Genomic DNA, 26,084 nt, shown 5'->3' with positions numbered 1-26,084 from the left:
GTGTGGCTGGCCTGGGACGCGAAGCGGATCCAGCCCGCGCCGGTGCCGGCCTGACTTAAGGTCGTTGCCTCCTGCATCCGTGGCTCCGACCTGTGACGCGCCGTTCGTGCGTCGGTACCGGACAGTCGATGATCACCGCGATCAAGGTGTTGCTCAGGCCCTGATTCTGCGCACGGCGAGTGCGCGCGGAGGCCGTTCGGGCGTCCGCTCCCGTAGTCCAAGTCGCGCTGAAGAGCGGGTGTCATCTACCTCGAACGGCGCTCCTGCGGGGCTGGTCGATTCCGTCGAGGCATCGGCCCCAGGGTGGCCTTGAATCGGAGAGGTCGATGAGCTGGTCAGTCCACAAAAAGACCTGGGGTGGCCTGATGGAGCTGACGGACCGACACCGCCGTCACCGCCGGCAGCGACTACGTCGACGTACGCTCTCCGCACCTGGAGGGCACAACGAGGGCACAACGGCTTCGCGCGAGTTCAACGGCAACCAACGCCACCAAACGCCGTTTTGCCTGCTCAGCGACTTAGCTTGACAGGCTCCGCAGATGATGCACGGAGGGGCGGCGGCACGGGATGCCGCCCCTCTCCTTTCGTGGACCGGAGTCCTCGTCGTAATCGGTAGTGAGGGTCGGGGACCACGACGAGGACTCCGGGGTCTGTTACCGGCTACCGGTGGTCGCTGCCCTCCGCCTCGACCGAGGCCCGGCCGGCCTCCAGGCGTGCCACCGGGATACGGAAGGGGGAGCAGGAGACGTAGTCCAGGCCCACCTCGTGGAAGAAGTGGACGGACTCGGGGTCGCCGCCGTGCTCGCCGCAGACGCCGAGCTTGAGGTCCGGGCGGGTGGCACGGCCGGCCTCGACGGCGGACTTCACCAGGGAGCCGACGCCGTCCCGGTCGATCGTCTCGAACGGCGACACCCCGAAGATGCCCTTCTCCAGGTAGGCGGTGAAGAACGACGCCTCGACGTCGTCGCGGCTGAAGCCCCACACCGTCTGGGTCAGATCGTTCGTGCCGAAGGAGAAGAACTCCGCGGCCTCGGCGATCTGGCCCGCGGTCAGCGCGGCGCGCGGCAGCTCGATCATCGTGCCGATCGCCAGCTTGAGCCGCGTGCCGGTCGCCGCCTCGACCTCGGCGATGACCTGGTCGGCCTCCTCGCGGACGATCTCCAGCTCCTGGACGGTGCCGACCAGCGGGATCATGATCTCGGCGCGCGGGTCGCCCTTGGCGGCCCTGCGCTCGGCGGCCGCCTCGGCGATGGCGCGGACCTGCATGGTGAACAGGCCGGGGACGACCAGGCCGAGGCGTACGCCGCGCAGTCCGAGCATCGGGTTCTGCTCGTGCAGGCGGTGCACGGCCTGGAGCAGGCGCAGCTCGTTCTCGTGCGGCTCCTGGCGGGACTCGGCGAGGGCCACGCGCACCGACAGCTCGGTGATGTCGGGCAGGAACTCGTGCAGCGGCGGGTCGAGCAGGCGGACCGTGACCGGCAGGCCGTCCATGGCTTCGAACAGCTCCACGAAGTCCTGCTTCTGGAGCGGCAGGAGCTGCTTGAGGGACTCCTCGCGCTCGGCCTGGGTGTCGGCCAGGATCAGTCGCTCGACCAGTCCGCGGCGGTCGCCGAGGAACATGTGCTCGGTACGGCACAGGCCGATGCCCTGGGCGCCGAAGCGGCGGGCGCGCAGCGCGTCCTCGGCGTTGTCGGCGTTGGCGCGCACCCGCAGGCGGCGCTTGCGGTCGGCGAAGGCCATCATCCGGTGGACCGCCTCGACGAGTTCGTCCGCGTCGTCGGCGCCCGGGTGCATCCGGCCCTCGAAGTACTCGACGACCGGGGACGGGGCGACCGGGACCTCGCCCAGGTACACCTTGCCCGAGGAGCCGTCGATGGAGATCACGTCGCCCTCCTCTACGACGTGCCCGCCGGGGACCGTCATCCGGCGGCGCTTGGTGTCGACCTCCAGGTCCTCCGCGCCGCAGACGCACGTCTTGCCCATGCCACGGGCGACCACGGCCGCGTGGGAGGTCTTGCCGCCGCGGGAGGTCAGGATGCCCTCGGCCGCGATCATGCCGTCCAGGTCGTCGGGGTTGGTCTCCCGGCGGACCAGGATGACCTTCTCGCCCGAGCGGGACCACTTGACGGCGGTGTACGAGTCGAAGACCGCCTTGCCGACCGCTGCGCCCGGGGAGGCGGCGATGCCGCGGGCGACCTGCGCGACCTTGGCCTCCTCGTCGAAGCGCGGGAACATCAGCTGCGCGAGCTGGGCCCCGTTGACCCGCTTCAGGGCCTCGGCCTCGTCGATCAGGCCCTGGTCGACGAGCTGGGTTGCGATGCGGAAGGCGGCACCGGCGGTTCGCTTGCCGACGCGGGTCTGCAGCATCCAAAGCTGGCCGCGCTCGATGGTGAACTCGATGTCGCAGAGATCCTTGTAGTGGTTCTCCAGCGTCTCCATGATCTGCATCAGCCGGTCGTACGACTTGCCGTCGATCCGCTCCAGCTCCGCCAGCGGGACGGTGTTGCGGATGCCCGCGACCACGTCCTCGCCCTGCGCGTTCTGCAGGTAGTCGCCGTAGACGCCCTGCTGGCCGGAGGCGGGGTCGCGGGTGAAGGCGACGCCGGTGCCGGAGTCGGGGCCGAGGTTGCCGAACACCATCGAGCAGATGTTGACGGCCGTGCCGAGGTCGTGCGGGATGCGCTCCTGACGGCGGTAGAGCTTGGCGCGCTCGCCGTTCCAGGAGTCGAAGACCGCCTTGATGGCGAGGTCCATCTGCTCGCGCGGGTCCTGCGGGAAGTCCCGGCCGGCCTCCTTCTTGACGATCTTCTTGAAGGTGGTGACCAGCTTCTTCAGGTCGGCGGCCTCGAGCTCGGTGTCGACGGTGACCTTCTTGGTCTCCTTGGCCTTGTCGAGGGCGTCCTCGAACAGCTCGCCCTCGACGCCGAGGACGGTCTTGCCGAACATCTGGATGAGGCGGCGGTAGGAGTCCCACGCGAACCGGTCGTCGCCGGCCTGCTTGGCCAGGCCCTGGACGGATTTGTCGGACAGGCCGATGTTCAGGACGGTGTCCATCATGCCGGGCATGGAGAACTTCGCGCCGGAGCGGACGGAGACCAGCAGGGGGTCGTCGGGCTGGCCGAGCTTCTTGCCCATCTTCTGCTCGAGCGCGTCGAGGTGCGCGCTGACCTCGTCACGGAGTGCCGCGGGCTCCTCGCCGCTGTCGAGGTAGACCTTGCAGGCCTCGGTGGTGATCGTGAAACCCGGCGGGACCGGAAGGCCCAGGTTCGTCATCTCGGCCAGGTTCGCGCCCTTGCCACCGAGGAGGTCCTTGAGGTCCTTGTTGCCCTCGGTGAAGTCGTAGACGAACTTCACGCCCTCAACGCTGTTGCCGCGATCGGCTACCTGGAGATCTTTGTTTTCCGACACGGGTCTCGACTCCTCGAGGACGCGGTGGCTGCCCTGACGGCGAGGAACATACCCAGATCGAAGGCCGATGGGTACGTCCACTTGTGGGTCATGCGCCCGTAACCAGTCGTCCGCCAGCGGATCGAAAGTCAAGGCTTGGCAAGCCGCCGGGCGCAGATGTTTTCACTTCTTGAACGAATCAACGCTCGTAGACGCTCCTAGCCGCTCAAGTGAGCGACCCTCGGCGCGTTTGTTTTCGATCGATGAACGATCGAGGAGTGGCACTGAGTGCCACCCCTTGGAGAAGTGCAGCCGCTCAAGATCCGCTCATCTGAGCGCAACCCTTATCAAGGGTGGCGAGAATCACGCTGCCACAGGCGCTCGGATTTCACCATGCGGACGGCTCCCGGCCCCTCGGCCGGGCTCCGTTTGCCGGGTGTTTGCCCGGCGCCGGTGAACACGGGGGAGGGCCCGGCCGTACGGGAGTGCGGCGGGCCCCAGCGCGGCCCGCCTCCTCAGCGACGCCGCGCACGGAAGGACCTTCGGGTGCCTCAGCACACGGATACACGCCAGTCATCGGGCGCACCATCGGACTCGGCCGGAGAACCGGCGTCGCGCGACGGCGGAACCGAGGCCGCCGCCACTCCGCACCCGACGGAACCGGGGACGGGCGCGGAGGCGGACGCGGGCGGGTCGGGCGCAAGCGCGGAGGCGAGCGCGGGCGCTGAATCTGCGGCCGGCGCTGAGTCGGGTGCCGGCGCTGAATCGGAGGCGGACGCGGACGTCGAGCCGGGGTCCGAGGCGCCCGCTGCCGCGCCGGCCCTGCCCGCCGGGTCCATCCCCGCCGCGCGCAGGCCGAGGGCGACGGCACCCACGCCCCGCACCGGAGACACGCCCGCCTCGACCACTCCCCCGGTGGACGACGCCCCGCGCGCGGTGGCTTCGACGGCCGAGGGCGCCTCCACCGACACGGGGGCTCCCGGTGACGACGAGTCCCAGGAGTCATCCGAGGCCGGCGGGGCGGGGGCCGCCGCCGACGGCGAGCCCGCCACCTCCGAAGCCCGCACACGCGTGCCCGCGAGCGAGCAGGCAGCACCTTCCCGCGACGAAGCCCCGGCGCCCACGAGCCGAGAGGCCGCACCCTCCGGAGCCGCCGAAACCGCCGTAGGCGCGGTGTCAGCCCAGGCCCCCGCCACCCCGGCTCGCGAGTCAGCCAGGGCCGCCACATCTGCGCAGGCCCGCGAATCCGCCCAGGCCACCGAGCCCACCGAGGCCGACGAACCCGCCCAGGCCACCGCGTCCGCGCAGGCCGGCGAATCCACCGAAACCGCCAAACCCACCGAGGCCACCGCACCCACCGACGCCGCCGAACCCTCCCAGGCCACCGAACCCACCAAGCCAACCGACGCCACCGAACCCACCGAGGGCAACAAGGCCTCCGCATCCGCCGCAACCCCGGCAGGGGCCCTCGCCTCCCCGCGCCTCCCCCTCCGTGTCCTGCGGGCGATACGGCCCCGGACCCTTCGCCGGGCCTGGCGTGGCTGGAAGGGGGCTCATCCCGTGGCCGCGCGAAGGGTGTCCCATGGGGGCACCCTTCTCGCGTTCCTGCTGGTCGCCGTCGCGCTTCTGCTGCCGAACAAGGAGGCGCAGTTGCAGGTCGCGGCGTTCACGCGGCTGCCGGTGGAGGGGCTGCTCCTGGCGGCCGCGCTGCTGGTGCTGCCGCGCCGGCCGCGGGTGGCCGTGGCGGTGCTCGGCGGGCTGGCGCTCGGCGTGCTGACCGTGCTCAACCTGACGGACATCGAGTTCAACCAGTACCTGGGCCGCAGCTTCAACGTGGTCCTCGACTGGGAGCTGCTGGACGACGCCCAGTCGTACCTCGCGGACACCCTTGGCCGAACGACGGCCCTGCTCGCCGCCGTCGGGGTCGTCCTCCTCGTACTGGCGGTGCTCGCCGTGATGGCCCTCGCGGTCGTGCGCGTCGGCGACTTCCTTGGCCGCGACAAGGCCCGCTCGACGCGCGGACTGCTGCTGGCCAGCGTGGTGTGGATGACATGCTCGGCCCTGGACGTCCAGGTCTCCGGCGTCCCGGTGGCATCCGAGCACACGGTCGTCATGGCCAAGTACCACGAGCGGGCACTGCGCTCCACGATCCGGGACGAGCGGGAGTTCGCGAGGACGGCGGAGGCCGACCCGTTCCGCGACACCCCCGGCAGCGAGCTGGTGCCGGACCTGCGCGGGAAGGACATGATCTTCACGTTCATCGAGAGCTACGGCCGCACCGCGATCGAGGACCCGATCACGGCGCCGGGCGTCAACAAGACCCTCGACGCCAGTACGCGAGCCCTGGCCGAGGCGGGCTTCCACGCCAGGAGCGGCTGGCTGACGTCGGCGACGTACGGCGGCGGCAGCTGGCTCGGCCACTCCACGTTCATGTCGGGCCTGTGGGTCGACAACCAGAACCGCTACCGCACGGTGACCTCCGGCGACCACCTCACCCTGCCCGAGGCGTTCAGGAAGACCGGGGCCTGGGACACGGTCGGCGTCATGCCGGGCGTGCAGAAGGGCTGGCCGGAGGCGAAGTGGTACGGCCTGGACAAGGTCTACAACGCCTTCGGGATGGGCTACGAGGGGCCGAAGTTCAGCTGGTCGACCATGCCCGACCAGTACGCGCTGGAGGCCTTCCAGCGTCTGGAGCACGGCAGGAAGCGCGACAAGCCGCTGACCTCGTTCGTCATCCTGACCTCCAGCCACCAGCCCTGGGCGCCGGTGCCGGAGATGGTCGGCTGGGACCAGCTCGGTGACGGCTCGGTCTTCAAGGGCATCGAGGCGGCAGGCACCAAGCCGGCGGACGTCCTCACCAGTTCCACCCGCTCCCGCGAGGAGTACGGCAAGTCGATCGAGTACTCGGTGACCGCCCTGACCCAGTGGATGGAGCGCTACGGCAAGGACGACACCGTGCTCGTGGTCCTCGGCGACCACCAGCCCAACGCCCGGGTCAGCGGCGACCACGCCGGCCGTGACGTGCCCTGCGCGATCCTCGCCAAGGACCCGAAGGTCCTGGACAAGATCGACGACTGGGGCTGGACCGAGGGCCTGCGCCCCGACCACGACGCCCCGGTCTGGAAGATGAGCGCCTTCCGCGACCGCTTCCTGACGGCGTACGGTTCCACGCCGCACCCGCCGAAGGGCTGACGGCGGGCAGGTGGCGGGGGCGGGCCCAGTCCTAGAAGGTCTCCATGGCCGCGCGTGCCGCTTCGGCGAACCGCTCGAGGCGACCCAGGTAGGCCTCCCGGGCACGGTCGAAGCGGGCGCGCGCCCCGGCCTCGCCGAGGGACACGTGCCACCTCGACCGGCTGACCTCGGTCGCCGCCGTCAGTACGGCGCGGGCCGCCGCGGCGGTCTCGGCGGGACCCTCCAGGGTGATGGCGCGGACACCGCGCATGAGCGGGTCGTAGGCCTCGCGCACCGAGACCCGCAGCTCCTGGACGCGGGCCAGGAACCGGTCGCCGTCCCCGTGCTGCAGGTGCGCGTCGACGATCCTCCGGTACAGCTCGCCCATGACATGGGCCCGCTCCATCAGCTCCGGATAGGCGGCCCGCCGCGCCTCCCGCACCCGGTCGCGGTGCTGGGCGCGGGCCGACGCCTCCGCCTGCGTCCTGGCCGCGCGGACGTTCCCCAGGTTCGTCACCCAGCTCGTCAGCACGGCCGTGCCCCCGGTGAGCGCCGCCGCCCACAACGCGCTGTCCGCCACGCGGACCAGTGTCGGCGCGGCCCGTCGCGGCTGTCGAGACCGCCTCAGCCGCCGGAGGTGTCCAGTTCGGCGTCCTCGCCGACGCCCGCGCAGTCGTAGGGGTCCTTCAGCCAGCCGTCCGGCAGGACCACCCGGTTGTTGCCGGAGGTGCGGCCTCGGGGCCCGTCGGCGCCGGCGGGCCAGGGCTGGTCGAGGTCCAGCTCGTCCAGGCCGGCGCGCAGCTCCTCCAGCGAGGAGGTGATCGCCAGCCGCCTGCGCATCTCGGAGCCGACCGCGAAGCCCTTCAGGTACCAGGCGACGTGCTTGCGGAAGTCGACGACACCGCGCGACTCGTCGCCGATCCACTCGCCGAGCAGCGTGGCGTGCCGGACCATGACGTCCGCGACCTCGCGCAGGGACGGGCGGGCCAGGTCCTGGACCCGCCCCTCGAACGCCGCCACCAGGTCGGCGAACAGCCACGGTCGGCCCAGGCAGCCGCGGCCCACGACCACACCGTCGCAGCCGGTCTCCCGCACCATCCGCAGCGCGTCCTCGGCCGACCAGATGTCGCCGTTGCCGAGCACCGGGATCTCGGGCACGTGCTCCTTCAGGCGCGCGATGGCGTCCCAGTCCGCCGTACCGCCGTAGTGCTGGGCGGCCGTGCGGCCGTGCAGCGCGATCGCCGTCACGCCCTCCTCGACCGCGATCCTTCCGGCGTCGAGGTAGGTGAGGTGGCCGTCGTCGATGCCCTTGCGCATCTTCATCGTGACCGGCAGGTCGCCGGCCCCGCTGACCGCCTCGCGCAGGATCGCCCGCAGCAGGTTGCGCTTGTAGGGGAGGGCCGAGCCGCCGCCCTTGCGGGTCACCTTGGGCACCGGGCAGCCGAAGTTGAGGTCGATGTGGTCGGCGAGGTCCTCCTCCGCGATCATGCGGACGGCCTTGCCGACCGTGGCCGGGTCCACGCCGTACAGCTGGATCGAGCGCGGGCGCTCGCTCGCGTCGAACCTGATGAGCTGCATGGTCTTGTCGTTGCGCTCGACCAGCGCCCGAGTCGTGATCATCTCGCTGACGTACAGGCCCTTGCCCTGGCTGAACTCCCGGCACAGGGTGCGGAAGGGCGCGTTGGTGATACCGGCCATGGGGGCCAGCACCACGGGCGGCCGGACGGTGTGCGGGCCGATCTGGAGGGGGGACTCGGGCTTGGGCATTCCCTCATTGTCGCGTATCGGCACAGTCCATGGAGCAATCATTAGTTAACCGCACTATTGAAATCCCTTACCATGGAACGCATGCCCGAGCTCAGCCACCGACGACGGCTCCTGGTTCTCGCGATCTGCTGCATGAGCCTGCTGATCGTGAGCCTCGACAACACCGTTCTGAACGTCGCTCTGCCCTCGATGCAACGCGAGCTGCACGCGAGCACCTCCGGCCTCCAGTGGACGATCGACGCGTACACGCTGATGCTCGCCTCGCTGCTGATGCTCGCCGGTTCCACCGCCGACCGGATCGGCCGCAAACGCGTGTTCATGGCGGGTCTGGTCGTCTTCGGCATCGGCTCGCTGCTGTGCTCCCTCGCGCCGGACCTGGAACTGCTGGTCGTGTTCCGCATGGTGCAGGCGGTCGGCGGCTCGATGCTCAACCCGGTCGCCATGTCGATCATCACCAACACCTTCACCGACCCGCGCGAGCGCGCCCGCGCGATCGGGGCCTGGGGCGCGGTGGTCGGCATATCCATGGCCGCCGGCCCGCTCGTCGGCGGCCTGCTGGTGGAGTCGGTCGGCTGGCGCTCGATCTTCTGGGTCAACCTGCCGGTGGCCCTGGCCGCGCTGGTGCTCACCGCGCGCTTCGTCCCCGAGTCCCGCGCACCGAAGGCCCGCCGGCCCGACCCGGTCGGCCAGATCCTGGTCATCGCCCTGTTCGGCGCCCTGACGTACGCGATCATCGAGGCCCCGGTCTCCGGCCTCGCCACGATCCTGCCCTTCGCCGTCGTCGCGCTCGCGGCCCTGCTCGGCCTGCTGTGGTACGAGCCGCGCCGCACCGAACCCCTCATCGACCTGCGCTTCTTCCGCTCGGCGCCGTTCAGCGGGGCCACCGTCATCGCGATCAGCGCGTTCGCGGCGCTCGGCGGCTTCCTGTTCCTGTCCACGCTGTACCTGCAGAACGTGCGCGGCCTCGACGCCCTGCACGCCGGCCTGTGGATGCTGCCGATGGCGGCACCGACCTTCCTGTGCGCGCCGCTGTCCGGGCGGCTGGTCGGCACCCGGGGGCCGCGGCTGCCCCTGCTGATCGCCGGAACGGCCATGACGGTGAGTTCGGTGCTGTTCGCCGCTTTCGAGGCCGAGACCTCCGACGTCACGCTCGTCATCGGGTACGTCCTGTTCGGCATCGGCTTCGGCTTCGTCAACGCGCCGATCACCGACACGGCCGTCTCCGGGATGCCGCGCGCCCAGGCCGGGGTCGCCGCCGCGGTCGCCTCCACCAGCCGCCAGCTCGGGCAGACCCTCGGGGTCGCGGTGGTCGGCGCGCTGCTGGCCGCGGGCGTCGGCTCCTTGCCCTACCGGGACGCGTTCGTCCCGGCGGCCCGGCCCGGATGGTGGGTCCTGGTGGTGTGCGGCGCCGCGGTGCTGGCACTGGGCGCGGTCACCAGCGGCCGGTGGGCCAGGGGGACCGCCGAGCGCACGGCCGAACGGCTCCAGGAGCACGAGGTGCGAGAGGCGGCGTGCATCGGCGCCTGAGCTCCCAGGACGCGCGAAAGGGAGTCCGGTGAACGCGCCAAAAAGGGCCCCGGATACTGCTCACGCATCGTGCACGGACGTTTCCGGTGCGTGAAAGCCGGTCCGGAGCGGGGCGCCGCAAGAGAGCTTGGTAAGAAAGAAGTAAGCGCGATCATGACCGCTGAGCTGCGGATTCTCATCAAAGCGCCGCTCGCCCACAGCCCCGCGTTACTCCTCCCGAGTCGCCGCGCGAGCGATCAGAGGCAAATCTGGATGAGCGCGATGAGCCCCCTGCGGGGCACGCGTCACACAGGGGGGAACCACCAACGGGAGACCACCATGCATCTCACCCTCCGCCGCTGTGCCTGTGGAGTCGCCGCGGGCGCCCTGTCCGCCGCGCTGGTGTCGGCCGGTTCTGCCGGAGCCTTCGCCGCGACCAGTCCTAGCCCGAAGCCCACCCGCACGCACACGGCCATGCCGACCAAGGCGGCCGCGTCGATCACGGCCAGGGCCAGCCACTCCTCGATCAGGGCCGGGCAGAGCGTGACGCTCACCGGGCGCACCGCGCACCTGGCGGCCGGCACCAAGCTGACCGTCCAGCACCTGAACAACGGCAAGTGGACCACGCTGCGCGAGACCACCGCGGTCAAGAAGGGCGACACCTTCACGGTGTCGACGAAGCTCGCGGTCAAGGGCAAGCAGGAACTGCGCGTGGTGCACGGCGACACGCACTCCAAGTCGGTCACCGTCGACGTGACCTGACCCGGGAGACGACGGTGCTAACGGGCTCGTAGCCCGCCCAGCACCAGTTCGAGCACCGCCTCGAACTCCTCCTCGACCGCCGGCCGCTTCCACTCCCGGGCATGACCCGGATCGTGGAAGCGGCCGGTGGCATGAAACAGGGCCCGGGCCGCGACGGCCGGGTCGGCGGCCGTGAAGACACCGGCCGCGACGCCGTCCCGGACGATCCGGGTCAGCTGGCCGGTCAGATCGGCGATGTGCTCGCCGACCGCCACGCCGTTCTCCCCGGTGAGCACCGAGTACGTGGCGAACAGCTCGGGGTCGTCGCCCGCCTTGCGGCGCTTGGCCTCGAACAGCCCCCGCAGCCAGTCGCGCAGCCGCGCCTCCGGGTCCCGGTGCTCGGCGGCGATGCCGGCCAGGGCGTCGGACGTGCGGTCCAGCCACCGCTTGGTCACGGCCTCGCGCAGCGCCGCCTTGGTGCGGAAGTGCCGGTAGACGCTGCCGTGGCTGACACCGAGCGCGCGGGCCACGTCCACCACGGTGGCCTTGGCCGGCCCGTGGCGGCGCAGCACCTCCTCGGTCGCCTCGAGGATGCGCTCGGCGGTCAGGGTCTCGGTGGTGGGTGGCATGCCCTAGACCGTACCCGGCGGCCGGGTCAGCTCTCGCTGTCCAGGTGGGCCATCTGCGCCTCGGGGTAGCGCGCGCCCGCGGCCGCGTCCGCCGGGACGGCCTCCTCGATGGCCGCCAGGTCGGCCTCCTCCAGCGTGACGGCCGTGGCGCCCAGCGCCTCCGCCAGCCGCTCCCGGGTGCGGGCGCCGATCAGCGGGACGACGACCGTGTCGTGCCGCGGCCCCTGGGAGAGCACCCAGGCGATGGCGGTCTGCGCGACCGTGACGCCCTTGCCCTCGGCGACCTTGCGCAGGGCCTCGACGAGGTCCAGGTTGTGCTGGAGGTTCTCGCCCTGGAACCGGGGTGAATGGGCCCGGAAGTCGTTCGCGGCGAGCTTCCGGTCGCGGGCGAAGTGCCCGGAGATCAGACCGCGCGAGAGCACCCCGTACGCCGTGATGGCGATGCCGAGTTCGCGGACGGTGGGCAGGATCCGGTCCTCGACGCCACGGGAGACGAGCGAGTACTCGATCTGGACGTCCGAGATCGGCGCGGTGGCGGCGGCCCGGCGGATCGTGTCGGCGCCGACCTCGCTGAGGCCGATGTGCCGGACGTGCCCCTTCTCGACGAGTTCCGCGATGGCGCCGACCGTCTCCTCGATCGGCACGTCCGGGTCGACCCGGGCGATCCGGTAGACGTCGATGTGGTCGACGCCGAGGCGCTGGAGGGAGTAGGCGGCGAAGTTCTTCACGGCGGCCGGACGGCCGTCGTAGCCGGCCCAGTTGCCGTCCGGATCGCGCAGGGCGCCGAACTTCACGCTGAGCAGGGCCTGTTCGCGGCGGACCGCGGGGGCGGTGCGCAGGGCCTCGCCGACCAGCATCTCGTTGTGGCCCACGGCGTAGAAGTCGCCGGTGTCGAGCAGGGTCACGCCCGCTTCGAGGGCGGCGTGCACGGTGGCGATGGACTCGGTCCGGTCCGCCTCGCCGTACAGCGCGGACATGCCCATACAGCCGAGGCCGAGGGAGGAGACCTGAGGGCCGGTGGTTCCGAGGTGGCGGGTGTCCATGAGAGAGGACTCCTTCGGGGCTCGCAGTGCGGGTGGGACGGGTACCCCGAAACAGCCTGGCATGACAGCTGACAGATTTCAATATCTGTCAGCTGTCACCTGTCACCCCCTCCCTCACGGCCACATATGTTTGGTCCAGACCTATTGACGAGAGGTCTGGACCACGAGCACTGTCATGTCTACGACACCTCACCGCACCCCCACCGGGAGGCTCCGTATGATCCGCCGCAGACTGCGTCTGCTCGCCGCCGCCCTGGCGACCGCCTGTCTCACCCAGCTCTCCATCGCCCTGGCCCCCACTGCCTCGGCCGCCCCCACCGCCGACACGTGCGCCGTCAAGTCCAGGCCCGCCGGCAAGGTGCTCCAGGGCTACTGGGAGAACTGGGACGGCTCCGCCAACGGCGTCCATCCACCCTTCGGCTGGACACCGATCAACGACTCGCGCATCGCCGCGCACGGCTACAACGTGATCAACGCGGCCTTCCCGGTCATCCGCTCCGACGGAACGGCCCTGTGGGAGGACGGCATGGACGCGGGCGTGAAGGTGGCGACGCCCGCGGAGATGTGTGCGGCCAAGGCGTCCGGACAGACGATCCTGCTGTCCATCGGCGGCGCGACGGCCGGTATCGACCTCAACTCGCCGGCCGTGGCGGACCGGTTCGTCGCGACGATCGTCCCAATCCTGAAGAAGTACAACTTCGACGGCATCGACATCGACATCGAGACGGGCCTGACCGGCAGCGGGAACATCAGCCGGCTGTCCGCGTCCCAGGCCAACCTGATCCGCATCATCGACGGAGTCCTCGCGCAGATGCCGTCGAACTTCGGCCTGACGATGGCGCCGGAGACCGCTTACGTGACCGGCGGCAGCGTCACCTACGGCTCGATCTGGGGCGCGTACCTGCCGATCATCAAGAAGTACGCCGACAACGGCCGCCTGTGGTGGCTGAACATGCAGTACTACAACGGCAGCATGTACGGCTGCTCCGGCGACTCCTACCAGGCGGGCACCGTGGCCGGCTTCACCGCCCAGACCGACTGCCTCGCCAAGGGCCTGGTGATCCAGGGCACGACGATCAAGGTCCCCTACGACAAGCAGGTCCCGGGCCTGCCCGCCCAGCCCGGCGCGGGCGGCGGCCACATGGCGCCCGCGCTGGTCTCCCAGGCCTGGCGCCACTACGGCACGAACCTGAAGGGCCTGATGACCTGGTCGATCAACTGGGACGGGTCGAAGAACTGGACCTTCGGCGACAACGTGAAGGCCCTGCAAGGCCGTTGAGGAACGGCGAACGCCGGACGGCCGCCGAGTGAGGTCTCGGCGGCCGTCCGGCGCTGAGGGACTGCCGGGTTACCGGATCAGCAGCCGACGAGGCGGCCGGCCAGGTAGCCCTCGATCTGGTCGAGGGAGACGCGCTCCTGCTTCATGGTGTCGCGCTCGCGGACGGTGACCGCGTTGTCCTCGAGGGTGTCGAAGTCGACCGTGACGCAGTACGGCGTGCCGATCTCGTCCTGGCGGCGGTAGCGGCGGCCGATGGCGCCGGCGTCGTCGAACTCGATGTTCCAGTTCTGGCGCAGGGCCTGGGCCAGGCCCTTGGCCTTGGGCGACAGCTCCGGGTTGCGCGACAGGGGCAGCACCGCGACCTTCACCGGGGCCAGGCGGTGGTCCAGGCGCAGCACCGTGCGCTTCTCCATCTTGCCCTTGGCGTTGGGCGCCTCGTCCTCGACGTAGGCGTCGAGCAGGAAGGCGAGCATCGCGCGCCCGACACCGGCCGCCGGCTCGATGACGTACGGCGTCCAGCGCTCGCCGGCCTCCTGGTCGAAGTAGGAGAGGTCCTGGCCGGAGGACTTGGCGTGGGAGGAGAGGTCGTAGTCGGTGCGGTTGGCGACACCCTCCAGCTCGCCCCACTCGCTGCCGCCGAACTGGAAGCGGTACTCGATGTCGGCGGTGCGCTTGGAGTAGTGGGAGAGCTTCTCCTTCGGGTGCTCGTACCAGCGCATGTTCTCCTCACGGAGACCCAGGCCCGTGTACCAGTTCCAGCGCTGCTCCATCCAGTACTCCTGCCACTTCTCGTCCTCGCCCGGCTTGACGAAGAACTCCATCTCCATCTGCTCGAACTCGCGGGTGCGGAAGATGAAGTTGCCCGGCGTGATCTCGTTCCGGAACGACTTGCCCATCTGGGCGATGCCGAACGGCGGCTTGCGGCGCGAGGTGGTCTGCACCTGGGCGAAGTTGGTGAAGATGCCCTGGGCGGTCTCCGGACGCAGGTAGGCGACGGAGCCGGAGTCCTGGGTGGGGCCGAGGTGGGTGGAGAGCAGGCCCGAGAACTGCTTGGGCTCGGTGAACTGGCCCTTGTTGCCGCAGTTGGGGCAGTTGATGTCCGCGAGGCCGTTCTCCGGGGCGCGGCCCTTCTTCTCCTCGTAGGCCTCTTCCAGGTGGTCGGCGCGGAACCGCTTGTGGCAGGCGGTGCACTCCGTCAGCGGGTCCGTGAAAGTGGCGACGTGACCGGAGGCGACCCAGACCTCGGGCGCCAGGATCACGGACGAGTCGATGCCGACCACGTCCTCGCGGGACGTCACCATGTAGCGCCACCACTGGCGCTTGAGGTTCTCCTTGAGCTCGACACCCAGAGGCCCGTAGTCCCAGGCGGCACGCTGGCCGCCGTAGATCTCACTGCAGGGGAATACGAAGCCACGGCGCTTGCTCAGGCTGACGATGGTGTCGATCTTGTCGGCGGCCACGGTGCTCTCTTCATTACGACGACGGGCGACGAAGCGAGACGCTTCACGAGCGAATGCTTCAGGGTACCGGCGGTGGCTCCCCCTCGACCAAATCGGTGCCGGGTAAGGGCCCTTTTCGGGCTTGTGACGTGGCTTGTTGACAACGGTTTCCATCTTCGTTGAAAATGACTGTCATGAACGTACGACGACGCCTTATATCCGGTTCCACGGCCCTGACGGTCACCGCTCTCGGCCTCGGAGCGCTCTCAGCCTGCTCCTCCGCCGGCGCGGCCGGCGACAGCGGCGGGAAGTACGACGTCGTCGCGTCCTTCTACCCGATGGCCTTCCTCGCCGAGCGGATCGGCGGGAGCCACGTGCACGTCACCAGTCTCACCCAGCCCGGCCAGGAGCCGCACGAACTGGAGATCAGCGCCCAGCAGACCGTGCAGCTCGAGAAGTCCGACGCGGTGCTCTACCTCAAGGGCCTCCAGCCCAACGTCGACGAGGCCGTCGCCCAGTCCGGGATCGGGACGAAGGTCGACGCCGCCTCCCTGACCACACTGGAGGAGCACGGCACCGACGTCGGCGGCCACGCCGACGAGCACGACGCCCACCACGACGAGGAGCACGGCGGCAAGGACCCGCACGTCTGGCTCGACCCGGTGCGCTACGCGCAGATCGCCGAGGGCGTCGGCAAGGCCTTCGAGAAGGGCGACCCGGACCACGCGGCCGACTACCGCAAGAACACCGCGGCCCTGGTCAAGGAGCTCGGCGAGCTCAACACCCGGTACGAGACCGGGCTGAAGGACGCCAAGAGCAAGGTCTTCATCACCACCCACGCCGCCTTCGGCTACCTCGCCGAGCGCTACGGCCTGACCCAGGAGGCCATCAACGGCCTCGACCCGGAGTCCGAGCCCAGCGCGGCCCGGGTGAAGGACCTCCAGGAGACGGCGAAGGCCGACGGGGTCACGACCGTCTTCTACGAGACGCTGGTCAGCGACAAGACCGCGAAGACCCTCGCCAAGGACGCACACCTGAAGACCGACGTCCTCGACCCCCTCGAGGGCATCACCGACAAGTCCCGGGGCACCGACTACTTCCAGGTCATGGATGCCAACCTCAAGGCGCTGCAGAAGGCCCTGGGCGCCAAGTGAGCACGACGGAGGGCGTCATGGACGTCAGGAGCGAACCCGCCGAACCCGTCATATCCCTGCGCGGTGTGCGCGCCGACCTGGGCTCGCGCCCCGTCCTGCGCGGCATCGACCTCACCGTGCGCCGGGGCGAGGTCGTCGCGCTGCTCGGCGCCAACGGCTCCGGCAAGTCGACGGCCGTGCGCGGCGTCATCGGCCAGGTGCCGGTGAGCGACGGTGAGATCGAGCTGTTCGGCACCCCGCACCGCCGCTTCCGCGACTGGGCGCGCGTCGGCTACGTACCGCAGCGCACGACCGCCGCGGGCGGCGTCCCGGCGACCGTCACCGAGATCGTCTCCTCGGGCCGGCTCTCCCGCACGCGCTTCGGGGTCTTCCGCAAGGCCGACCACGCGGCCGTGCGGCACGCCCTGGAGCTGGTCGGCATGGCGGACCGCGCGAAGGACTCGGTGAACGCCCTCTCCGGCGGTCAGCACCAGCGCGTGCTGATCGCCCGCGCCCTCGCCGCCGCACCCGAGCTGCTGATCATGGACGAGCCGATGGCCGGCGTCGACCTGGCCAGCCAGGAGGTGCTGGCGAGCACGCTGAGGGAGCAGGTCGCGGCCGGGGCGACGGTGCTGCTCGTGCTGCACGAGCTGGGCCCCCTGGAGCCCCTGATCGACCGGGCGGTGGTGCTGCGCGACGGCTGCGTCCTGCACGACGGGCCGCCCCCGAAGGCCGTGGGCCAGCACGCCCTGCCCGGCCACGACCACGTACACCCGCACGACGCCTCGGGCGCCGATCCGATCCGCACGGGACTGCTGAGCTGATGGACCTGTTGAACTACGCCTTCATGCAGCGGGCCCTGCTCGCCGCCGTCCTGGTCGGCATCACCGCCCCCGCCGTCGGCATCTACCTCGTCCAGCGCCGCCAGGCCCTGATGGGCGACGGCATCGGCCACGTGGCCATGACCGGCGTCGGCCTGGGCTTCCTGCTGTCCACCTCCCCGGTGTGGATGGCGACGGCCGTCTCCGTCCTGGGCGCGGTCCTCATGGAGCTGATCCGCTGGTACGGCCGCACCCGCGGCGACATCGCCCTGGCGATGCTCTTCTACGGCGGCATGGCGGGCGGCGTCATGTTCATCAACCTCGCCCCCGGCGGCTCCAACGCGAACCTGACGTCGTACCTGTTCGGCTCGCTCTCCACGGTCTCGCAGTCCGACGTCACCGCGATCTGCCTGCTGGCCGCCTTCGTCGTCCTGGTCACCCTGGGCCTGCGCCGCCAGCTGTTCGCGGTCAGCCAGGACGAGGAGTTCGCCCGGGTGACCGGGCTGCCGGTGCGCGCCCTGAACCTGCTGACGGCGGTCACGGCGGCGGTGACGGTGACGGTCGCGATGCGCGTGGTCGGGCTGTTGCTGGTCAGCGCGCTGATGGTGGTCCCGGTGGCCGCCGCCCAGCAGCTCAGCCGCAGCTTCGCCGCGACCTTCGCGATCGCCGTCGCCATCGGGGTGGGCGTGACGATCGGCGGCACGGTCACGTCGTACTACCAGGACGTGCCGCCCGGCGCGACGATCGTGCTGCTCACCATCGCCGCGTTCATCGTGCTCACCGTACTGGCCACGCCGCTGGCCCGGCGACGCGCGCGGGCACTCGCCGCCGCGCGGCCCGCCGGGGACCCCGTGGAGTGCGCGATTCCGGCCACCCGGGCCGCCGGCGACAGGGCCGGCGCCTGACCGCGCACGGCCCGGGCTGGCACAATGGCCCGCAGGCGAGACGTGAGGAGGCCGACCGGTGACCACCGCTGGACCGCCCGTGAAGGGCCGCGCCACCCGGCAGCGTGCCGCTGTCGCGGCGGCCCTCGACGAGGTCGACGAGTTCCGCAGCGCGCAGGAACTCCACGACATGCTCAAGCACAGGGGCGACTCGGTGGGCCTGACGACGGTCTACCGCACCCTTCAGTCCCTCGCCGACGCGGGCGAGGTCGACGTACTGCGCACCTCCGACGGCGAGTCGGTCTACCGCCGCTGCTCCACCGGCGAACACCACCACCACCTCGTCTGCCGCGTCTGCGGCAAGGCGGTCGAGGTGGAGGGGCCGATGGTGGAGAAGTGGGCGGAGGCGGTCGCCGCGGAACACGGCTACGTCAACGTCGCCCACACGGTGGAGATCTTCGGCACCTGCGCGGAGTGCTCCGCAGGTTGAGCCTGTTCTGTGCGGGTGGTCTGGGGTGGCCGGCCCTGGGGGCTGCCGCCCCCAGACCCCCGCTTTCGGCCTGAACGGCCTCGTCCTCAATCGCCGGACAGGCTCGTTCTACTCGCCGTCGCCCTCCATGGCGAGGAGTGCCTCGTTCGGGATGGCACCGCCGAAGCGGCGGTCGCGGGAGGCGAACTCGATGCAGGCCCGCCACAGGTCGCGGCGGTCGAAGTCGGGCCACAGGACGTCCTGGAAGACCATCTCCGCGTACGCGCTCTGCCAGAGCAGGTAGTTGGACGTACGCTGCTCCCCGCTCGGGCGCAGGAACAGGTCGACGTCCGGCATGTCCGGGTAGTACAGGTACTTCTGGATGGTCTTCTCGGTGACCTTGGCCGGGTCGAGCCGGCCCGCCCTGACGTCCTCCGCGAGCGCCTTGGCCGCGTCCGCGAGTTCGGCCCGGCCGCCGTAGTTCATGCAGAAGTACAGCGTGAGCCGGTCGTTGTCCTTGGTCTGCTCCTGGGCGACCTGGAGCTCCTTGGCGACCGACTTCCACAGCTTGGGCATACGGCCCACCCAGCGCACCCGGATGCCGAGCTCGTCGAGCTGGTCGCGGGTCTTGCGGATGAAGTCGCGGTTGAAGTTCATCAGGAAGCGCACCTCGTCGGGCGAGCGCTTCCAGTTCTCGGTGGAGAAGGCGTACAGGGAGATGTTGCCGACGCCGATCTCTATCGCGCCCTGCAACACGTCCAGCACCCGCTCGGCACCGACCTTGTGCCCCTCGGTGCGGGGCAGCCCGCGCTCCTTTGCCCAGCGCCCGTTCCCGTCCATGACGATCGCCACATGCTCGGGGACCAGTTCTCCGGGGAGCTTCGGCGCGCGGGCGCCGGAGGGATGCGGCTCGGGTGCCCTGTACTCCGGGCGCCGGCGCCCCAGGATCCCGCGTACGGCCATGTGCTTCTCGTCTCCCTTGCTTTCGTACGTACTGACGTACTACTTGGTGGGCGTACTACTTTTCCACGTACCGAAGTGAGCGCAGCCCGCGCTCCAGGTGCCAGTGCAGGTAGGCGGAGACCAGCCCGCTGCCCTCCCTGGCGTACCGCGGCTCGCACACATCCGCGGTCGCCCAGTCCCCCGTGAGCAGCGCGCCGAGCAGCACGAGCGTCTGCGGCGAGGGTACGACGCTGCCGGGCACCCGGCAGTCGGCGCAGACCGAGCCGCCGGAGCCCACCGAGAAGAAGCGGTTCGGGCCGGGCATCCCGCACCGGGCGCAGTCGCCGAAGCTGGGCGCGTAGCCGTTGACGGCCAGCGACCGCAGCAGGAAGGCGTCGAGCACGAGGTGCGGCGCGTGCTCGCCCCGGGCGAGGGTGCGCAGGGCGCCCACCAGTAGCAGGTACTGCTGGACGGCCGGCTCGCCCTCGTGGTCGGTGAACCGCTCGGCGGTCTCCAGCATGGCCGTCCCGGCGGTGTAGCGGGCGTAGTCGGTCACGATCCCGCCGCCGTAGGGGGCGATGGTCTCGCTCTGCGTGCACAGCGGCAGCCCCCGCCCCACCAGCTCACTGCCCCGAGCGAAGAACTGCACGTCCACGTGCGAGAACGGTTCGAGCCGGGCCCCGAACTTCGACTTCGTCCGCCGCACCCCCCGCGCCACGGCCCGCACCCGTCCGTGTCCGCGGGTGAGCAACGTGATGATCCGGTCCGCCTCACCCAGCTTCTGGGTGCGCAGCACGATGCCGTCGTCGCGGAACAGACTCATGGAGTCCATTGTCGCTTACGGCGGACGCGGGCGTGGCCGCGCCCGCGCCCCGGTCCGGCTCCCGGCGCGGCGCAACCGCGATACCCCCGGCGGCGTCGGTCACTGTGGAGATCGCCCAGTCCGCACCGACCGATCGTTGCGTCCGCACCGACCGGAGGAGAGCGCCATCCGAGCCCCGAGGAAGTCCGCCCCGACCCGACGTGCCTTACTGACCACCGCCGCCGCTCTCGCCGCGGCGACGGCGGCCGCCACGGCCACGCCCGCGCACGCCCTGCCGGACGACGACACCACCGCGCGCCTGCGCGCCCTGGAGCGGAGGCACGGCGCCCGGCTGGGCGTGTTCGCCCACGACCCCGCCACCGGCCGGACCGTCCGGTACCGCGCCGACGAACGCTTCCCGATGTGCTCGGTGTTCAAGACCCTGGCGGCGGCAGCGGTCCTGCGGGACCTGGACCGCCACGGCGAGGTCCTCTCGCGCCGCGTCCACTACACCGAGGCCGACCTGGTGCCGGAAGGCTCCGACCAGACCCGTGCGCACCTGGCCACGGGCATGACCATCGTCGAACTCGCCGACGTCGCCATCCGCTTCAGCGACAACACCGCCGGCAACCTGCTCCTGCGCGAGCTCGGCGGCCCTGCGGCCATCACCCGCTTCGCCCGTACGCTCGGCGACCCGGTGACCCGCCTGGACCGCTGGGAGCCGGACCTCAACACCGCCGAGCCCTGGCGGCTCACGGACACCACGAGCCCGCGCGCGATCGGCCGCACCTACGCCCGTCTCGTCCTCGGGGACGCGCTGAACCGTCCCGACCGCCGGCTGCTGACGCACTGGCTGCTGAACAACACCACCAGCGCGAACCGCTTCCGCGCGGGCCTGCCACCGACCTGGACGGTCGCGGACAAGACGGGCTCCGGTGCCCACGGCACCACCAACGACGTGGGCGTCGCGTGGACCGGGTCCGGTTCCCCCGTGGTCCTGGCCGTGCTCTCGACCAAACCGGCCCAGGACGCCCCGCACGACGACGCCCTCGTGGCCCGGGCCGCCGCCGCGGCTGCGGCGGAGGCACTGGGACAGGCACGGCGCTCAGGGCACCTCGCCGCGGCTGCGGGCGACGGCGGCAGCCGCATCGCCGGTCACCGCGGTGGTGTGAAGTGCCGTACGTACCGCTTCTGCCACGGTGTCTCCACCGCGTGCCGGTCGTAGTGCGTTCTGACGTAGGCGACGGCCTCGCCGGCCGGTACGCCGTCGAGGACCGCGAGGCAGGCCAGGGCCGTGCCGGTGCGGCCGCGGCCGCCGGCGCAGGCGAGTTCGACGCGTTCGGTGGCGGCGCGGGTCCAGGCGTCCGTGAGCACCGTGCGGGCCGCCTCACGGTCCGCCGGGAGGCGGAAGTCCGGCCAGCGCAGCCAGCGGGACGCCCAGGGCGTCGCGGGCGGCTGCTCGCCGAGGAGGTAGACGCCGTACGACGGGGCCTGCGCCGACAGGTCGAGGGCGCGGCGCAGGCCTCTGCCCCGCACCAGCCGTCCGGACGGCAGCCGCAGGACGCCCGGGGTCCGCTCGTTCCACGGCTTCTCGTGTCCGGTGGTGCGCTCCTCGTTCATGGCGCCGCGTCCCCCTTCCGGCCTGTCTCCAGCGGCGCGGTGACCCTACACGGCGAGGGCCGCCTCACGACGGTGTGCGGGCCTCCGTCAGGAGGCGGGTCACGTCGTCGGTGCAGATGGTCAGGGCCGCGCCGACGGTGCTGAGGGTGTCGTGTTCGGCGGGGGTGTAGGGGCCGTCGGCCAGGGCGATGCGGGCGGCCTGGAGGAGCATCGACTCCCGGCCCGCGGGGGCCAGGTGCGGGGCGAGCGGATCGAGGGCCTCGTGCAGCTCTATGGCCAGACCCGCACCGCACGGCTGGTCGTCGTAGGCGCGCCCGGTGTCCGCGGCCAACGCCTCGACCAGAGCGGCCAGTTGCTCCTCGGTGCAGTCGGCCAGGCCGGCCGCGCGGACGGTGGCCGCGGCGGTCTCCAGGGCCGTACGGGTGCCGGTTCCGCCCGCGGACAGCACCGCCAGGGCGACGGTGTGCACGGCGTCGCGGAGCATCGCGGAGAAGCGGGTGGTCGTCGGATGGTCCAGGACGTCCGTGCCGAAGTGGCCGCCGCAGGCGGCGCACTCGACGACCGGCCCGGTCGTCCCGCGCGGCAGCAGCGGTACGCCGAGGACGGTGAAGCGCCGACGCCCGCTCAGCCGCTGGTAGTTGCGGTCCCCGCCGCAGCCGGGGCAGAAGAACTCTCCGTCGCCGACCGGCGTCCACGCGGTACGGGTGCCCAGCAGTCGGGCAAGCCTGGTGACACGGCCGTTTTGTCCCCGTACTGGCAGCACGTCCCACCTCCGTAACGGCACGGCAACATCGCCGCACTGGCGTGATGTTAGCCACATTGTCGAGGTGTAGTCAGCACCCCGGAGGAGACCTTTCCGTGACCTGCGCCGCAGACTGGCCGATACTCGCCGGGCACACGACGGGGCCCCGACCGCCTCAGCAGGCGGCCGGGGCCCCGAAAGCGCCGGTCAGAGCGATCAGCGCGCCGCGCGGTTGACGGCCGAGACGACCGCCTTCAGCGACGCACGTGTCGTGTTCGCATCGATGCCGATCCCCCACAGAACCTTGTCGTCGATCGCGCACTCGATGTACGAGGCGGCCTGGGCGGAGGCGCCCTCGCTCATCGTGTGCTCCTGGTAGTCCAGCAGGCGTACGTCGACGCCGATGGAGTGCAGGGCGTCGAAGAAGGCCGAGATCGGACCGTTGCCGGAGCCGGTCAGGACGGTGTCCTCGCCATCGACGGTGGCCTCGACGGTGAGGGTGTCGACCCCGTCGGTGTCCGTCGTCGACTGGCCGGTCCTGACCTGGATGCGGCCCCAGGGGTTCTCCGGGATCGGCAGGTACTCGTCCTGGAAGGCCGCCCAGATCTCCTTCGGCGTGACCTCGCCGCCCTCGGCGTCCGTCTTCGCCTGGATGATCTTCGAGAACTCGATCTGCATCCGGCGCGGCAGGTCCAGCTTGTGGTCGTTCTTCAGGACGTAGGCGACACCGCCCTTGCCGGACTGCGAGTTGACGCGGATGACGGCCTCGTAGGAGCGGCCGACGTCCTTGGGGTCGATGGGCAGGTACGGCACCGCCCACTCGATGTCGTCGACCGTGACGCCCTTGGCCTTCGCGTCGGCCTCCATGGCGTCGAAGCCCTTCTTGATGGCGTCCTGGTGGGAGCCGGAGAAGGACGTGTAGACCAGGTCGCCCACGTACGGGTGGCGCGGGTGGACCTCCATCTGGTTGCAGTACTCCCACGTACGGCGGATCTCGTCGATGTCGGAGAAGTCGATCTGCGGGTCGACGCCCTGCGAGAACAGGTTCATGCCCAGGGTGACCAGGTCGACGTTGCCGGTGCGCTCGCCCTGCCCGAACAGGCAGCCCTCGACGCGGTCGGCGCCGGCCATCAGCGCCAGCTCGGCGGCGGCGACGGCCGTACCGCGGTCGTTGTGCGGGTGGACGGACAGGCAGACGTACTCGCGGCGGGACAGGTTGCGGTGCATCCACTCGAAGCGGTCCGCGTGCGTCGACGGCGTCGAACGCTCCACCGTGGCGGGCAGGTTGAGGATGATCTCGCGGCCCGGGCCCGGCTGGTACACGTCCATCACCGCCTCGCAGACCTCCAGGGCGAAGTCCAGCTCGGTGTCGGTGAAGATCTCCGGGCTGTACTGGTAGCCGAACGCCGTGCCATCGGCTTCGGGGCCCAGCAGTTTCTCGGCGTACTCCATCACCAGGCGGGTGCCGTCGACGGCGATCTGCTTGATGTCGTCCCTGGAGCCGCGGAAGACGACCCGGCGGAAGACCGGGGCGGTGGCGTTGTAGAGGTGGACGGTGGCGCGCCGGGCGCCCTTCAGGGACTCCACGGTCCGCTCGATCAGGTCCTCACGGGCCTGGGTCAGTACGGAGATCGTGACGTCCTCGGGGATCGCGCCCTCTTCCTCGATGATCGAGCGCACGAAGTCGAAGTCGGTCTGGCCCGAGGCCGGGAAGCCGACCTCGATCTCCTTGTAGCCCATCTTGACCAGCTGGTCGAACATCCGGCGCTTGCGCTCGGGCGACATCGGGTCGATCAGGGCCTGGTTGCCGTCGCGCAGGTCGGTGGAGAGCCAGCGGGGGGCGGCGGTGATCCGCCGGCCGGGCCAGGTGCGGTCGGGGATGTCGACCTGCTCGTAGCGGCCGTACTTGTTGATCGGCATGGAACTGGGCTGCTGGCGGTTGACCATGTTTGCGTGGGCTCCTCGAAAAGTCCGCGGGTCCGCGGGTGCCGGAGAACGGCCGACGGCGCAACGCCGAACTCCGCGGGGAGGGGGTCGGCCTCGACTACAGGCCCTCGCCGCGGCAGCTAAGGAGAAGCAGCCCGAAACGCATGATGCTGCGCAGCCTAGCCGAGCCGCGACGGATGCGCGGGCCCGTCCCAGTATGCGAAACCGAAGGGGCAAACAGGGCAAAACGTGCGCGATGTCACCGACGCCACCTCCCGACCCTCTGTCGCTCCGCCACGGGCACCTATCACTGCGCGACGGAAGGGCGGACCCCTTGCCCCGATATTTCACCAATCATGGTTGCGGGTGGTGACAGGGCGACCACACAGTGCAAGTGTGCCGGGTATGCCGACGACCAACGGGGGCTTCGAGCCCGTCTTCTGCACCATCGTGCCGCCCCACGTCCTCGACCGCCTCGCCCGCAGCGACGACCCCGCGCTCTCCGGACCCGCCCGCCGGACCCTGGAACGCGACGCCTTCGAGCGCACCCGGCGGCGGCTGACCACCGTCATCGGCGCGCCCGCCGTCGCCGCGCCCTCGGGCAAGCGGGACGGGCAGCCGCACCGCACCGTCTACGACGCCCGGCACGGCACCGACCTGCCCGGGAGGAAGGTGCGCGGCGAGGGCGAGGAGCCCGGCGGGGACGCCACGGTCAACCGCGCCTACGCCGGTCTCGGAGCCACCTTCGAGCTGTACCTCACGGCCTACCGGCGCGACTCGATCGACGGCAGCGGCCTGCCGCTGGACGCCACCGTGCACTACGACGAGAACTACAACAACGCCTTCTGGAACGGCGAGCAGATGGTGTTCGGCGACGGCGACGGCGAGATCTTCCTGGACTTCACCATCCCGGTCGACGTCATCGGCCACGAGCTGACCCACGGCGTCACCCAGCACACCGCCAACCTGGCCTACTTCGGGCAGTCCGGCGCGCTCAACGAGTCGCTCTCCGACGTCTTCGGCTCGCTGATCAAGCAGTACACGTTCGGCCAGACCGCCACCGAGGCCGACTGGCTGATCGGCGCCGGGCTGCTGGCCCCGGGCGTCAGCGGCACCGCGCTGCGCTCCATGAAGGCGCCCGGCACGGCGTACGACGACGACGTGCTCGGCAAGGACCCGCAGCCCGCCGACATGGACCACTACGTCCACACCGGCAGCGACAACGGCGGCGTGCACATCAACTCCGGCATCCCCAACCACGCCTTCTACCTGGTCGCCACCGCGCTCGGCGGCCGCGCCTGGGAGAAGGCGGGGCAGCTCTGGTACGACGTGCTGACCGGCGGCGAGCTGCACGAGGACGCGCAGTTCACGGACTTCGCCACGCTCACCGTACGGGCCGCACGGGAGCGGTACGGCACCGACGGCGGCGAACTCGAGGCCGTACGGAAGGCCTGGGAGCAGGTGGGGGTGCGGACGCTCTAGTTCCGTACTAGACACGGACCATGCGGATTCGAGTGAGGCGCACAGGAGGGTTCGCGGGCATCGAGCGCCGCGCCGAGGTGGACGTCTCGGGGCGGCCCGACGCCCCGCAGTGGCGGGACCTGGCCGAGCGGGCGCTGGCCGCCGGCAAGGCCGCGCCGCCGGCCGGGGTGCCCGACGGCTTCAGCTACGAGATCACCGTGGACGGCCGGACGGTGTACGCGGCCGATCCCCGGCTGACCGGGGAGCAGCGCGAGCTCATCTCCCGCGTGCTCAAGGAAGGCGCGTGAGGTCCTTTTGCCGC

Annotated in this window: 21 protein-coding genes and 1 pseudogene; 11 read left to right on the top strand and 11 right to left on the bottom strand. The window is 70.8% G+C overall.

The features are described from left to right. Positions 1–660 precede the first annotated feature (660 nt). Positions 661–3,408 (bottom strand): pyruvate, phosphate dikinase, encoded by a 2,748-nt coding sequence (ppdK, locus tag ACWEK3_RS24090; RefSeq protein ID WP_453250568.1) that lies wholly within the window; start codon positions 3,406–3,408, stop codon positions 661–663. Positions 3,409–4,884: 1,476 nt separating this feature from the next. Here ppdK and ACWEK3_RS24085 point away from each other — a divergent pair. Then, positions 4,885–6,579, top strand: coding sequence for a CDP-alcohol phosphatidyltransferase (locus tag ACWEK3_RS24085; RefSeq protein ID WP_450538916.1), 1,695 nt, complete (start codon positions 4,885–4,887; stop codon positions 6,577–6,579). 31 nt (positions 6,580–6,610) lie between these two features. Here the strand turns inward: ACWEK3_RS24085 and ACWEK3_RS24080 are convergent, their stop codons facing one another. Both ACWEK3_RS24080 and dusB read right to left on the bottom strand, forming a co-directional pair. After that, positions 6,611–7,138: a hypothetical protein gene (locus ACWEK3_RS24080; protein ID WP_453250567.1), complete on the bottom strand. Its 528-nt coding sequence runs from the start codon at positions 7,136–7,138 to the stop codon at positions 6,611–6,613. Between the two features lie 44 nt (positions 7,139–7,182). After that, positions 7,183–8,325, bottom strand: coding sequence for a tRNA dihydrouridine synthase DusB (gene dusB, locus ACWEK3_RS24075; RefSeq protein ID WP_384430088.1), 1,143 nt, complete (start codon positions 8,323–8,325; stop codon positions 7,183–7,185). A gap of 81 nt (positions 8,326–8,406) precedes the next feature. Here dusB and ACWEK3_RS24070 point away from each other — a divergent pair, with 81 nt between their 5' ends. Both ACWEK3_RS24070 and ACWEK3_RS24065 read left to right on the top strand, forming a co-directional pair. Beyond that, the gene (locus tag ACWEK3_RS24070; protein ID WP_453250566.1) at positions 8,407–9,852 is read left to right on the top strand and encodes an MFS transporter; all 1,446 of its coding nucleotides are present in this window, start codon (positions 8,407–8,409) and stop codon (positions 9,850–9,852) included. Between the two features lie 318 nt (positions 9,853–10,170). Next, entirely contained in the window at positions 10,171–10,593 is a 423-nt protein-coding gene (locus ACWEK3_RS24065) for a hypothetical protein (RefSeq protein WP_450538901.1), read from the top strand. A 17-nt stretch (positions 10,594–10,610) separates the two neighbouring features. Here the strand turns inward: ACWEK3_RS24065 and ACWEK3_RS24060 are convergent, their stop codons facing one another. Together ACWEK3_RS24060 and ACWEK3_RS24055 are read right to left on the bottom strand one after the other, a co-directional pair. Next, entirely contained in the window at positions 10,611–11,201 is a 591-nt protein-coding gene (locus ACWEK3_RS24060) for a TetR family transcriptional regulator (RefSeq protein WP_141361121.1), read from the bottom strand. A 26-nt stretch (positions 11,202–11,227) separates the two neighbouring features. Continuing rightward, complete coding sequence (locus ACWEK3_RS24055) at positions 11,228–12,244, bottom strand: aldo/keto reductase (RefSeq protein WP_453250565.1); 1,017 nt, start codon at positions 12,242–12,244, stop codon at positions 11,228–11,230. Between the two features lie 217 nt (positions 12,245–12,461). On the opposite strand from ACWEK3_RS24055, the gene ACWEK3_RS24050 reads away from it, so the two are divergent. After that, positions 12,462–13,523: a chitinase gene (locus ACWEK3_RS24050; RefSeq protein ID WP_453250564.1), complete on the top strand. Its 1,062-nt coding sequence runs from the start codon at positions 12,462–12,464 to the stop codon at positions 13,521–13,523. A 77-nt stretch (positions 13,524–13,600) separates the two neighbouring features. Here ACWEK3_RS24050 and ACWEK3_RS24045 read toward each other — a convergent pair whose 3' ends face one another. Next, positions 13,601–14,983, bottom strand: coding sequence for a glycine--tRNA ligase (locus tag ACWEK3_RS24045; protein WP_390723986.1), 1,383 nt, complete (start codon positions 14,981–14,983; stop codon positions 13,601–13,603). 173 nt (positions 14,984–15,156) lie between these two features. Between ACWEK3_RS24045 and ACWEK3_RS24040 the strand changes: the two genes are divergently transcribed. From ACWEK3_RS24040 to ACWEK3_RS24025, 4 genes are read left to right on the top strand one after another with little or no spacing between them, the layout of a single operon-like run. Next, positions 15,157–16,116, top strand: coding sequence for a metal ABC transporter substrate-binding protein (locus tag ACWEK3_RS24040; protein WP_453250563.1), 960 nt, complete (start codon positions 15,157–15,159; stop codon positions 16,114–16,116). Positions 16,117–16,133: 17 nt separating this feature from the next. Continuing rightward, on the top strand, positions 16,134–16,919 hold the full coding sequence (locus tag ACWEK3_RS24035) for a metal ABC transporter ATP-binding protein (RefSeq protein ID WP_453250562.1): 786 nt from the start codon (positions 16,134–16,136) through the stop codon (positions 16,917–16,919). Further along, positions 16,919–17,821: a metal ABC transporter permease gene (locus tag ACWEK3_RS24030; protein ID WP_453250561.1), complete on the top strand. Its 903-nt coding sequence runs from the start codon at positions 16,919–16,921 to the stop codon at positions 17,819–17,821. The genes ACWEK3_RS24035 and ACWEK3_RS24030 overlap by 1 nt, the downstream gene beginning before the upstream one ends. A gap of 58 nt (positions 17,822–17,879) precedes the next feature. After that, a complete protein-coding gene (locus ACWEK3_RS24025) occupies positions 17,880–18,290 on the top strand; it encodes a Fur family transcriptional regulator (RefSeq protein ID WP_361408690.1) in 411 nt (136 codons plus the stop codon). A 108-nt stretch (positions 18,291–18,398) separates the two neighbouring features. Here the strand turns inward: ACWEK3_RS24025 and ACWEK3_RS24020 are convergent, their stop codons facing one another. Next, positions 18,399–19,232, bottom strand: coding sequence for an isoprenyl transferase (locus ACWEK3_RS24020; RefSeq protein ID WP_361408687.1), 834 nt, complete (start codon positions 19,230–19,232; stop codon positions 18,399–18,401). 55 nt (positions 19,233–19,287) lie between these two features. Further along, positions 19,288–20,034 carry a DNA repair protein RecO gene (gene recO, locus ACWEK3_RS24015; RefSeq protein WP_450543015.1) on the bottom strand — a complete coding sequence of 249 codons (747 nt, stop codon included), beginning with the start codon at positions 20,032–20,034 and terminating at the stop codon, positions 19,288–19,290. A 166-nt stretch (positions 20,035–20,200) separates the two neighbouring features. On the opposite strand from recO, the pseudogene bla reads away from it, so the two are divergent. Beyond that, positions 20,201–21,091: pseudogene (gene bla, locus ACWEK3_RS24010) on the top strand (class A beta-lactamase); the annotation flags it as partial. 77 nt (positions 21,092–21,168) lie between these two features. Here bla and ACWEK3_RS24005 read toward each other — a convergent pair. From ACWEK3_RS24005 to leuA, 3 genes are all read right to left on the bottom strand, one after another. Continuing rightward, positions 21,169–21,633: a protein-tyrosine phosphatase family protein gene (locus ACWEK3_RS24005; protein ID WP_453250560.1), complete on the bottom strand. Its 465-nt coding sequence runs from the start codon at positions 21,631–21,633 to the stop codon at positions 21,169–21,171. A gap of 64 nt (positions 21,634–21,697) precedes the next feature. Then, on the bottom strand, positions 21,698–22,396 hold the full coding sequence (locus tag ACWEK3_RS24000; RefSeq protein ID WP_453250559.1) for a TerB family tellurite resistance protein: 699 nt from the start codon (positions 22,394–22,396) through the stop codon (positions 21,698–21,700). Between the two features lie 195 nt (positions 22,397–22,591). Continuing rightward, on the bottom strand, positions 22,592–24,322 hold the full coding sequence (gene leuA / locus ACWEK3_RS23995) for a 2-isopropylmalate synthase (RefSeq protein WP_384430050.1): 1,731 nt from the start codon (positions 24,320–24,322) through the stop codon (positions 22,592–22,594). Positions 24,323–24,706: 384 nt separating this feature from the next. On the opposite strand from leuA, the gene ACWEK3_RS23990 reads away from it, so the two are divergent. Together ACWEK3_RS23990 and ACWEK3_RS23985 are read left to right on the top strand one after the other, a co-directional pair. Further along, complete coding sequence (locus ACWEK3_RS23990) at positions 24,707–25,783, top strand: M4 family metallopeptidase (protein ID WP_453250558.1); 1,077 nt, start codon at positions 24,707–24,709, stop codon at positions 25,781–25,783. Positions 25,784–25,803: 20 nt separating this feature from the next. Beyond that, positions 25,804–26,070 (top strand): protealysin inhibitor emfourin, encoded by a 267-nt coding sequence (locus ACWEK3_RS23985; RefSeq protein WP_361408666.1) that lies wholly within the window; start codon positions 25,804–25,806, stop codon positions 26,068–26,070. Positions 26,071–26,084 lie beyond the last annotated feature (14 nt).

Source organism: Streptomyces sp. NPDC004721 (genome assembly GCF_053601495.1).
This window is presented reverse-complemented; position numbering and strand designations above follow the sequence as displayed.